Raw genomic sequence first — 10,346 nt, forward strand, 5'->3', positions numbered from 1 at the left:
GTCCGGGACCCGGACGTCCGTGTTTCGTAAGGAGTGGAAGCCCGATTCGTCCGATTCCGCTTCGTAGGGTGAACGCCGTGACCACCTCGCCCGCTCCGGACGTCGATGTCGTGCTCCCCTGTCTGAACGAGGCCGCGGCCCTCCCCTGGGTCCTGGCCCGCGTCCCGGCCGGCTGGCGTGCGCTCGTCGTCGACAACGGCTCCACCGACGGCTCCGCGGACCTCGCCCGCTCGCTCGGCGCCACGGTCGTGACCGAGCCGCGCCGCGGTTTCGGCGCCGCCTGCCACGCCGGTCTGACCGCCGCCACCGCCGACGTCGTCTGCTTCTGCGACTGCGACGCCTCCCTCGATCCGGGCCTGCTGGCGCCGTTCGTACGGGAGATCCGCGCCGGCGCCTACGACCTGGTGCTCGGCCGCCGCCGACCGCAGGCCAGGGGCGCGTGGCCGGTGCACGCCCGCGCCGGCAACCTCGCCCTCGCCCGGATGCTGCGCCGCCGCACCGGCCTGCGCCTGCACGACCTGGGGCCGCTGCGCGCCGCCCGCCGCGAGCCGCTGCTGGCCCTCGGCCTCACCGACCGGCGCAGCGGCTACCCGCTGCAGATGGTGGTGCGGGCCGCCGACGCGGGCTGGCGGGTCGCCGAGCACGACGTCCCGTACCTGCCCCGCACCGGCGCTTCGAAGGTGACCGGGACCTGGCGCGGCACCTGGCACGCGGTGCGGGACATGCGCCGCGTCCTGGCCGAGCCCCCGGCCGTCCGCCCGGGCGCCGGCGAGGGGGGTGGCGTCCGGTGACCGCCGGCACGACGCTTCTCGTCATCGCCAAGGAGCCGCGTCCCGGCCGGGTCAAGACCCGGCTCACCCCGCCCTTCACCCCCGTCGAGGCGGCCGCGCTGGCCGAGGCGGCCCTCGCCGACACCCTGGCCGCCGTGGCCGCGACGCCCGCCCGGCGCCGGGTCCTGGTCCTCGACGGTGCCCCCGGGCCGTGGCTGCCGCCCGGCTTCGACGTCGTACCGCAGTGCCCCGGCGGCCTCGACGAGCGGCTCGCGGACGCGTTCGCCGGGTGCGCGGGTCCGGCCCTGCTCATCGGCATGGACACCCCGCAGGTGACGCCGGACCTGCTCGACGTGGACCTTGACGACCACGACGCCTGCTTCGGCCCGGCCGAGGACGGCGGCTTCTGGGCCCTGGGCCTGGCCCGGCCCGAGCCAGCCCTCCTGCGGGGCGTTCCCATGTCGACTCCGGTGACCGGGGCCGTGCAGCGTGGGCGGCTCCTGGCGGCGGGGCTGCGGGTACGGGACCTGCCGCGCCTGCGGGACGTCGACACCGCCGCCGACGCCCGCGCCGTGGCCGCCCTGGCCCCGCACGGCCGGTTCGCCGCCCGGCTCGCGGCCTGCACCCCGGCCGCGGCCCGGCGGGCGGTCCGGTGACCGGGGCCGCGCGGCTCGCCCCCGGCCGGCCGCCCGCCCGCGCCTGGGAGGCCTCCGACCCCTACGCCGCCGCCCTGCGCTCGGGACGCGGTCCGCTGTTCCTGCGCCGCACCGACGGCTGGCTGCTGCCGCTGGACGTGGAGCGCTGGTGCGCGCGGGCCGACGCGGTCGACCGGGAGGTGCTCGACCGGTGCGAGGGCGCCGTGCTCGACGTGGGCTGCGGGCCGGGGCGGCTGGTGGCGGAACTCGCCGCCCGGGGCCGGACCGTCCTCGGCATCGACGTCAGCGAGGCCGCCGTCGACCGCACCGTACGGATCGGGGGCCACTCGCTGCGGCGCTCCGTCTTCGAGCCGCTGCCGGGCGAGGGGCGCTGGGACACCGTCCTGCTCATGGACGGCAACGTCGGCATCGGCGGCGACCCACGCGCCCTGCTCGCCCGCGTCGCCGCCCTGCTCGCACCCGGCGGCCTGCTGATCGCCGAGACGGCCCCGGTCGAGGTCGACGAACGCTCCCACGTGCAGGTCGTCGACGTCACCGACGGCCACGCGCCGTCCGGTACCCCCTTCCCGTGGGCCCGGATCGGCACCCGCGCCCTGCTGCGCCGCGCGGGCGCCGCCGGCTGGCTCGGCGCCGGTCAGTGGACGTCGGGGGAGCGCCGTTTCGTCGCGTTGCGCAGCAGCGGCCGCCCGGCGAGCAGCAGCGCCGAGCCGCCGAACAGCACGGCCGTGATCAGCAGCCAGCGGGCGAGGAAGCCGTCCGCCGACAACGCGGCCACGGACCGGTAACGCGCGTCCACCCGCCCGCCGATCAACGGGAACCACACCAGCAGGAGCAGCCCGGAGAAGAACGCCGGGACCCGGACGTACGGCACCCACGCGCGGTGGCGCACCGCCCCGAGCCCGCGCAGGACGGCCCGGTCGGCCGCCGCGTACAGCGGCAGCAGCACCAGGTCGTGCAGGAGCGCCGCGCCCACGAACCACAGCGCCACGCCGAACCGGTCACCGGCGAACAGCCGCACCCCCGCGTACCCCGCCAGTGCGAACGAGCAGCACAGCAGCAGGATCTGGAGGGGACTGCCGATCGAGGGCCGGCGCGACGGCGGCCACACCCTGCGCACGAGGCTCATCCCAGCCCTCCGAACGTCATCCGGGCCACCCACTTGGTGTTCAGCACGCCGGGCGCGGCGGGCACGATGATCCGCGCCGGGTAGCCGTGGTCCGGGCTCAGCGTCTCGCCGTTGACGTACAGGGCGAGCAGGGAGCGCGGGTCGGCCACCTGGTTGGCGCGCAGGGCGCCGCGGCGGAAGGCACCGCGCCGCTGGAGGGACTCGACGAGCACGTCGGGCGGATCGCCGTCGAAGCCGACGAGCGCGGCGAGGTCCCGCAGCCGCACCCCGCGCCACCGCTGGTCGGAGGTCGACCAGCCCTCGACGCAGGCGATGGGCAACGCGGCGCCGTGCAGCGGCAGCCGGAGCAGGTCGGCGCGGGAGAGGCGGACCGTGCCGGTCCGGCCCACGACCACGAGCCGCCAGGCGTCCTCGCGGGTCTCCGCCGCGTGGACGCCGGCGTAGGCGGCGGTCTTGTTGACCTGGAAGCCGTTCGGGCCGCTGCCCGGTTCGGCCCCGCCGTGCGGTGCGAGCAGGGCGGTGGCCCGCGCCGCCCCGTCGAAGGACCGCCCGGCGCTGGTGGCGAACAGCAGCAGCGAGGCCCCGCCGACCGTCCACAGCGCCCCGCGCCTCGACACCGTCGGCGCGTCGGGCCGCGGCGACCGCAGGCCGTCGTCCGGCTCCCGGACGTCCCCCGCGCGCATGCGCCGCACGTTGCGCAGCGCGGCCGGCGCCTTCAGCACGGCATGCGCGACGAACGCGGCGAAGAAGACCCAGGCACCGTAGAAGTGCAGCGGATAGAAGGAGCCGGGGAAGACGTAGTCCAGCTGGATGTTGAGCACCCCGGTCACGAACTCGAACAGCGCGCCCCCGACCAGCAGCAGCAGCGAGATCCGCTCCAGCGCGTGGGCGAGCGAGCGGGCCGGCGGCAGCGTGAACAGCCTGGGCACCACCGACCACAGCTTGGCCAGCAGCACCGGGATCAGCACCAGCCCGAGGGTGACGTGGACGCCCTGCGTGAGCCGGTACAGCCAGGGCGGGCCGGTCGGCCACGCGAAGAGGTAGAAGCCGAGGACCCCCTTGTCCGGGGTCTTGTCGTTGACCGGCGACAGATCCGGGTTGTAGGCGGCGTACGACAGCAGCCCGGTCACGAACAGCACGGTGATGCCGACGAGCAGGACGAGGCCGAGCACCGACGTGAACCAGGGCCCGCGCAGCGGGCTGCGCCAGAAACCCGGGGAGGAGGGAAGCCGTGGGGCGAGGTCGCGCATGTCCCCGACCGTAGGCCGCGCGACGCCCCCCGGACGGTCCGCGACCCATGACGAAACCCTGACGTCCGCCGTGCGCACCGCCCTCCGCGTGATCCCCCGGCCTACCGTGCCGGGGTGACCCTCCTCCCCTCCGCCCGCCGCGGCTCCGTCCGCCGCGACCTGTGCGCCGCCACGGCCGCCGCGCTGCTCGTGACGGCCGCCGTGCTGGTCGGCCGGTACGTGTACACGTACGACGACCTGATCGTCGGCTGGCCGCCCCTGCTGGGCCGCTGGGGCCCGCACCTGGGCCCCGGCACCCCGGCGGCGGTCCTGTTGGCGGTCGCGGCCGTGGCGCACGGCCCCACCGTCGCCGCCCGTCTGCCGTGGCGCGCGCTGCTGTCCGCGGCGTGGGGCGCTTCGATGGCCTGGATCTGGTCGCTGGCCCTGATCGACGGCTGGCGGACGGGCGTCGCCGGCCGGCTCACCACCCGCCACGAGTACCTCACCGTCATCGACCGATGGCACGACGTCCCGGCGACCCTGCGGGACTTCACCGGGCACATCCTGCTCCACTCCCCCGACAACTGGCCCGCCCACGTCGCCGGTCACCCCCCGGCGGCCACGCTCACCTTCGTGCTGCTCGACCGGATCGGGCTGGGCGGCGGAGGCTGGGCCGGGGTCTGGTGCGTCACGGTGGGCGCGTCGGGGTGCGTGGCCGTGCTGATGACGGTGCGTGCCCTGGCCGGGGAGCGGCTCGCCCGGCGGGCGGCGCCCTTCCTGGTACTGGCCCCGGCGGCGGTGTGGCTGGGCACGTCCGCCGACGCGTACTTCGCCGCGGTCGCCGCGTGGGCGGTGGCGCTGCTGGCCCTCGCGGTCACCGGACGCTCGCCGTGGTGGGCGGCGGGCTCGGGACTGCTGTTCGGGCTGACCTGCTATCTCTCGTACGGTCTCACGCTGTTCGCGGTGGTCGCGGCGGCGGTGCTGCTGCTCGGGCGGCGCGGGGTGCGGGAGCGGCCGGTGCTGTTCGTGCCGCTGCTGGCGGGGGCGGCGGTGGTGCCGGTGGCGTTCACGGCGGTGGGCTTCGACTGGTGGGAGGCGTACCGCCTCCTGGTCACCCGCTACTACGAGGGCGCGGCCGGTGTCCGCCCGTACGGCTACTGGGTGTGGGCCAACCTCGCCTGCACGGTGCTCATCACCGGCCCGGCGACGGCGGCGGGCCTGCGGCGGGCCGGGGCGGTGCTGGTCCGGCGCGGGAGCCCGGGCGCGCAGGAGCTCCGCCTGGCGTTCCTGGTGGCCGCCGGACTGCTCGCCCTGCTGGTCGCCGACCTGTCCGGCATGAGCAAGGCGGAGACCGAGCGCATCTGGCTGCCCTTCGCGCTGTGGCTCCTCCCCTCCTGCGCCTTCCTCTCCCACCCCCGCGCCTGGCTGACGGCACAGGCCGTACTCGCCCTCCTCCTCAACCACCTGCTGGCGACGGGCTGGTGAGGGGTCAGCCGCCGCAGGGCAGATCCACCTCCAGCACCGTCGGGCCGCCGGGCGGGCTGGTCAGACGGAGGGTGCCGTCCAGGGCCGCCACCCGGCGGCGGATGCCGGTCAGGCCCGAGCCGCCGTCCTCGTCGGCGCCGCCCCGCCCGTCGTCCTCGACCCGCAGCCGCAGCCTGCCGCCCCTGGCACGGGCCGTGACCGAGGCCCGGCCGGCGCCGCTGTGCTTGGCGACGTTGGTGAGCGCCTCGGCGACGACGAAGTACGCCGTCGCCTCGACCGCGGCCGCACACCGCTCCGGCACGTCCGCCTCGACGCGGCAGGGCACCCCGCAGTCCGCCGCGAGGCCCGACAGCGCGCCCGCCAGCCCGCGGTCGGCCAGGACCGGCGGCAGGATGCCCCGCGCCACCGACCGCAGTTCCGCCAGCGCCTGCTCCGCCGCCGACTGGGCCCGCTCCAGCAGTTCGTCGGCGCCGGCGGGGTCCCGCGCCGCCATCCGCCGCGCGGCGCCCAGCAGCACCGTGACCGACACGAGCCGGTTCTGCGCGCCGTCGTGCAGGGACCGTTCGATCCGGCGCAGTTCGGTGGCGTGCGCGTCCAGCGCGGCCGCCCGGGTCGCGGTCAGTTCCGCCACCCGCAGCGACAGGTCCGTGTCCGGGCCCGCCGCGAGCAGCCGCCGGGCCGGGGCGGCCTGCAGCCGGGCCATGCCGGGGCCCAGGCCCAGGAGGATCGCGGTCCAGCCCACGCCCAGCAGCAGCGCCGCGACCGCGTCCAGCCAGGTGTGCGCGGTGCCGACGCCGATGGAGGTGGTCGTCGCGTCCTCGGGCACCAGGCGCCACCACAGGGGGAACGTGCCGTCCCGGACGGCGCACAGCGGCAGCAGGAGACCGAGCAGGCCGAGCAGGAGCCCCAGGGTGCCGTGCCGCACCAGCCAGCCCAGCTCCCGCCGGGTGGTGGGGTCGGCCAGCGCGGACCGCAGCCGGACGGGCGGCGGATCGGGCGGGACGATGTCGACGCCCCGGCGGGCGAGGCGTTCGCGTTCCCGGCGGGCCAGCGCGTGCAGGGCGCGCAGCACGAGCGGCGCGAGCAGCAGCCCCACCCCGGCCGGAGCGGTCACGGCGGCCACGGCCGACAGCAGCAGCACGCCCAGCGCCTGGAACGCCGTACCGAGCCCGCCGACGAGCTGCCCCGTCGCCGCGCGGGCGGCGCGCAGCGTCCGTACGGCGGTCTCCCGCACGGACACGCCCTCGACGACCGTCATCCGCCTGCCTCCCTCCGGCCCCGTGGCCAACGCCGACGTGCCCGACCCTAAGGCGCGGGACGGTGAGACGGCGGGTGCGGAGCCGGAAGGTACAGCCTGCTGTACCTCGAACCGGGCGGCTCACGGGATCGGCGGGCGGGGGTCCTGCTCCATAGCGTCGGAGACGACCGCGAGCGACGCCGACGGAGGCCGCAGCCATGACGTACCAGGACCACCGCAAGCAGCAGGAGCACCAGGAGTACCGGGGCGACGAGGACCCCTACCGCCTGGGCACCCACCAGGCCGCCCCCGCACCCGGTGACGGCCCGGGCGCCGTCTCCCGCGGGGACGTCCTGCGCACGCTGCTGTGGGCCGTCGTGGTGCTCAGCGCCGTCGCCAACATGGCGCTCTCCTTCGCCGGTGCCGCCACCCCGCTCCACCTGGCCACCGGCGTGGTCACCGTGCTCGCCGCCGGCACCCTCGTCGTACGCGCCCTGCGGGGTCGGCGATGAGTACCGCCGCCCTCGCCACCGCCACCGCGCGCAGGGCGCCCGCCATCGCGCTGGACCGCGTCGCCCGCACCTACCCGGGCGGTGTCCGGGCCCTCGACGACGTGTCGCTGACCGTGGAGCACGGCACGTTCCTCGCGGTGATGGGGCCCTCGGGCTCCGGCAAGAGCACCCTGATGCACTGCGCCGCCGGGCTGGACTCCCCCACGTCGGGCAGTGTCCGCATCGACGGGCAGGAGATCTCCGGCCTGAACGAGACCCGCCGCACCGAACTGCGCCGCGAACGCGTCGGGTTCGTGTTCCAGGCGTACAACCTGATCCCCTCGCTCAGCGTCGAGGACAACATCACGCTGCCGCTGCGCCTGGCCGGCCGGCGCCCGGACCGGGACTGGCTGCGCACACTGACCGAACGGGTCGGGCTGGCCGACCGGCTGTCGCACCGGCCCGCCGAGCTCTCCGGCGGCCAGCAGCAACGCGCCGCCGTCGTACGGGCGCTGGCGGCCAAGCCCGCCGTCGTCTTCGCGGACGAGCCGACCGGCGCGCTGGACCTGCGCAGCGCCCACCAGGTGCTCGGCCTGCTGCGGGCGCTCGTCGACGACCTCGGTCAGACGGTGGTCATGGTCACCCACGATCCGGCCGCCGCGGCACGCGCCCACCGCGCGCTGGTGATGGCCGACGGACGGGTGGTCGAGGCCCTGGAGCGGCCCACCGCGCCGCGACTGGCCGACCGTCTCGTGGCGCTGGGGGAGCGGTAGCCGTGCTGCACCTCGCGCTGCGGATGGCCGCGCACCGGATCACCGCACTGCTCGCCGTGGCCTGCGCCGTCCTGGGCGGCGCGGCGCTGATCACCGCCACCGGCGTACTCGCCGAGTCCGGGCTGCGCTCGCAACTGCCGCCCGGGCGGCTCGGCGGGGCGGACGTCGTGGTCGCCGCCGACCAGGAGTTCCACCCCCGCGGGGACCTGCCCCTCGCGCTGCCGGAGCGGGCGACGGTCCCGGCCCGGCTCGTCGGCCGGCTGGCCGCCCTGCCCGGCGTCACGGCGGCCGTCGGCGACATCGGCTTCCCGGCGGCGCTGGTCGACGGTGGTGGACGGATCACGCCGGTCGACGACGACCCGCAGACGGCGGGCCACGGCTGGTCCTCGACCCGGCTGCTGGCGGACGCCCGGGTAAAGGGCCGGGCGCCGTCCGGAGCGGACGAGGTCGCGGTGGACGCCGGTACGGGCCTGACGGTCGGACAGCGGGTCGACGTCGTGGCGAACGGGCGCCCCTCCGCGTCCTACCGGGTCTCCGCGCTGGTCGACGCCCCGGGCGCCGGCGTCTGGTTCGCGGACGGCACGGCCGCCCGGCTGGCCGCACGCGACGCGGGGAGCGAGGGCCCGCGCGCCGGGACCGTGGACCTGATCGGGCTGCGGACCGACGACGGTGCCGGGGAGCGGGTGGCCGCCGCGGTGCGCGAGGCGGTGGCGGGCACGGGCCTGGAGGTGACCACGGGTGCGGACCGGGGCGAGGCGGTGGCGCCCGGCGTGGGTTCGGCACGCTCGCTGCTGATCCTGCTCGCCGGTTCGCTCGGCGGGATCGTGCTGCTGATCACCGGGTTCGTCGTCGCGGGCGCGCTGGGCGTGACCATCGCCGGGCAGCGCCGCGACCTGGCGCTGATGCGGGCCGTGGGCGCGACGCCGAGGCAGATCCGCCGCCTGGCCGCCGCGCAGTCGACGGTCGTCGCGGTGATCGCCCTGGTGCCGGGGGTGGCGGCCGGCTACCTGCTGGCGGGCCGGTTCCGCGAGCAGCTGGCCGGCCGGGGCGTCCTCCCGCCCGAACTCCCCCTCACCGTCAGCCCCCTGCCCGCGCTCGCCACGCTGCTCCTGGTGGTGACGGCCGTACGGCTCTGCGCCCGGTGCGCGGCCTGGCGCACCTCGCGGATGCCGGCCACCGAGGCGGTCGCCGAGTCCCGCAGCGAGCCGCGCACACCGTCGCGGGGGCGGACCCCGGCCGGGCTGCTGCTGATCCTCGGCGCGTGCGCGCTGTCGGTGGTGCCGCTGCTGTCCCGGACGGTCCTCGGGGCCGCGGTCACCTCCATGGCGGGCATCATCGCGGCGATCGGCCTGGCACTGTCCGGCCCGGCACTGGTGCGGAGCGCGGGCGAGGCCGCCGTACGGCGGCTGCGGCCCGGGGTGGCGGCGCCGACGTGGCTGGCGCTGTCCAACGTACGGGCGTACGCGCTGCGTCTGTCGGGGGTGGTCAGCCCGCTGGCGATGGGCGTCGTCTTCGTCCTGACGTACACCCTCACCCAGACCACGGTGCTGGCCGCCACCTCCGAGGACACCCGCACCGGCACGCTCGCCCAGTACGAGCTGACGGCACCGGCGCTGGGCGGGCTGCCCGACGGCACCCTGTCCGCCGTACGGGACGTGCCCGGCGTACGCGCCGCGGCGCCGGCCGGGACGACCACGGTGGTGTGGGAGTACGAGGAGCTGGGCGACCCCGCGGCCGAGTCGGCCCCGGCGCCGGTCCTCGGGCCGGACGCCCGGGACGTCCTCGACCTCGGCGTGACGGACGGCGGCCTGGACCATCTGACCGGTGCCACGGTCGCCGTCAGCGGCGAGGCCGCCCGCACCCGGGACGCCGGGGTAGGCAAGCGGGTGCGCCTGGTGCTCGGTGACGGGGCGCGCGTCGAGGCCCGGGTCGTCGCCGTCTACGACCGGGGGCTGGGCTTCGGCCCGGTCGTCCTCTCCCGCGAACTGGCCGCCGGGCACACCACGACCGGCCTCGACCAGCGAATCCTGGTCCGCACCGACGGCACGGCGGAGGCGGGGCGGGGGCTCGCCGCGCTGGCCGCCGACCGTCCCGGGCTCACCCTCGCGAACACCGCCCCGGACTCCGAGGGTGCGGACGCGCCGCCCGAGGTGTGGATCAACCTGGCGGTGGTCGTGGTGCTCCTCGGCTACCTGCTGCTGAGCATCGCCAACAAGCTGGTCGCCGCCACCGCCCAGCGCCGCACCGAGATCGCCGCGCTGCGCCTGGTCGGTACGACCCCGCGGCAGATCCGCGCGATGATGCGCCGCGAGGCCGCGGTCGTCGCCGCCGCGGCCCTGGCCTGTGGTCTCCTGCTGTCCGCCGTCCCGCTGGCCCTGCTCGGCCAGGGCTTCCTCGGCCACCCGTGGCCGGCGGGCCCGGCCTGGCTCCTGCCGGCGGTGGCGGCGACGGTGACGGCGACGGCGTACCTCACGATCGAAGTCCCCACCCGCCACGCCCTGCGCACGCCTCCGGCGGAGGGCCTGCGCACGGGGTGATCCCGGCCCGCCGAGCGGACCGGGATCGCCTGCCGGGGGCCG

General features: G+C 77.1%; 9 protein-coding genes. 7 read left to right on the plus strand and 2 right to left on the minus strand.

The features are described from left to right. Positions 1–68: 68 nt before the first annotated feature. From NI25_RS18500 to NI25_RS18510, 3 genes are read left to right on the plus strand one after another with little or no spacing between them, the layout of a single operon-like run. Complete coding sequence (locus NI25_RS18500) at positions 69–791, plus strand: glycosyltransferase family 2 protein (protein ID WP_061443499.1); 723 nt, start codon at positions 69–71, stop codon at positions 789–791. Then, positions 788–1,426 carry a TIGR04282 family arsenosugar biosynthesis glycosyltransferase gene (locus tag NI25_RS18505; protein WP_061443500.1) on the plus strand — a complete coding sequence of 213 codons (639 nt, stop codon included), beginning with the start codon at positions 788–790 and terminating at the stop codon, positions 1,424–1,426. The genes NI25_RS18500 and NI25_RS18505 overlap by 4 nt, the downstream gene beginning before the upstream one ends. Then, positions 1,423–2,211 carry a class I SAM-dependent methyltransferase gene (locus tag NI25_RS18510; RefSeq protein WP_061443501.1) on the plus strand — a complete coding sequence of 263 codons (789 nt, stop codon included), beginning with the start codon at positions 1,423–1,425 and terminating at the stop codon, positions 2,209–2,211. Before NI25_RS18505 ends, NI25_RS18510 begins: the two co-directional genes overlap by 4 nt. 337 nt (positions 2,212–2,548) lie before the next feature. On the opposite strand, the gene NI25_RS18515 is transcribed toward NI25_RS18510, so the two are convergent. Beyond that, the gene (locus NI25_RS18515; protein WP_061443502.1) at positions 2,549–3,802 is read right to left on the minus strand and encodes a molybdopterin-dependent oxidoreductase; all 1,254 of its coding nucleotides are present in this window, start codon (positions 3,800–3,802) and stop codon (positions 2,549–2,551) included. A gap of 114 nt (positions 3,803–3,916) precedes the next feature. On the opposite strand from NI25_RS18515, the gene NI25_RS18520 reads away from it, so the two are divergent. After that, on the plus strand, positions 3,917–5,266 hold the full coding sequence (locus NI25_RS18520; RefSeq protein WP_061443503.1) for a hypothetical protein: 1,350 nt from the start codon (positions 3,917–3,919) through the stop codon (positions 5,264–5,266). 4 nt (positions 5,267–5,270) lie between these two features. Here the strand turns inward: NI25_RS18520 and NI25_RS18525 are convergent, their stop codons facing one another. Continuing rightward, complete coding sequence (locus NI25_RS18525; protein ID WP_061443504.1) at positions 5,271–6,524, minus strand: sensor histidine kinase; 1,254 nt, start codon at positions 6,522–6,524, stop codon at positions 5,271–5,273. Positions 6,525–6,721: 197 nt separating this feature from the next. On the opposite strand from NI25_RS18525, the gene NI25_RS18530 reads away from it, so the two are divergent. The 3 genes from NI25_RS18530 to NI25_RS18540 are packed head-to-tail and all read left to right on the plus strand — an operon-like array spanning position 6,722 to position 10,304. Then, positions 6,722–7,015: a hypothetical protein gene (locus NI25_RS18530; protein ID WP_061443505.1), complete on the plus strand. Its 294-nt coding sequence runs from the start codon at positions 6,722–6,724 to the stop codon at positions 7,013–7,015. Further along, entirely contained in the window at positions 7,012–7,767 is a 756-nt protein-coding gene (locus NI25_RS18535; RefSeq protein WP_061443506.1) for an ABC transporter ATP-binding protein, read from the plus strand. The genes NI25_RS18530 and NI25_RS18535 overlap by 4 nt, the downstream gene beginning before the upstream one ends. A 2-nt stretch (positions 7,768–7,769) precedes the next feature. Then, positions 7,770–10,304 carry an ABC transporter permease gene (locus NI25_RS18540; RefSeq protein ID WP_061443507.1) on the plus strand — a complete coding sequence of 845 codons (2,535 nt, stop codon included), beginning with the start codon at positions 7,770–7,772 and terminating at the stop codon, positions 10,302–10,304. Positions 10,305–10,346 lie beyond the last annotated feature (42 nt).

It is taken from the genome of Streptomyces sp. CCM_MD2014 (assembly GCF_000772045.1).
GTDB lineage: Bacteria > Actinomycetota > Actinomycetes > Streptomycetales > Streptomycetaceae > Streptomyces > Streptomyces salinarius.

Bases quoted from the DNA above. Each gene is read 5' to 3' on its own strand.
- NI25_RS18515 (WP_061443502.1), bottom strand. From the start codon at position 3,802: ATGCGCGACCTCGCCCCACGGCTTCCCTCCTCCCCGGGTTTCTGGCGC.
- NI25_RS18525 (WP_061443504.1), bottom strand. From the start codon at position 6,524: ATGACGGTCGTCGAGGGCGTGTCCGTGCGGGAGACCGCCGTACGGACG.
- NI25_RS18530 (WP_061443505.1), top strand. From the start codon at position 6,722: ATGACGTACCAGGACCACCGCAAGCAGCAGGAGCACCAGGAGTACCGG.
- NI25_RS18535 (WP_061443506.1), top strand. From the start codon at position 7,012: ATGAGTACCGCCGCCCTCGCCACCGCCACCGCGCGCAGGGCGCCCGCC.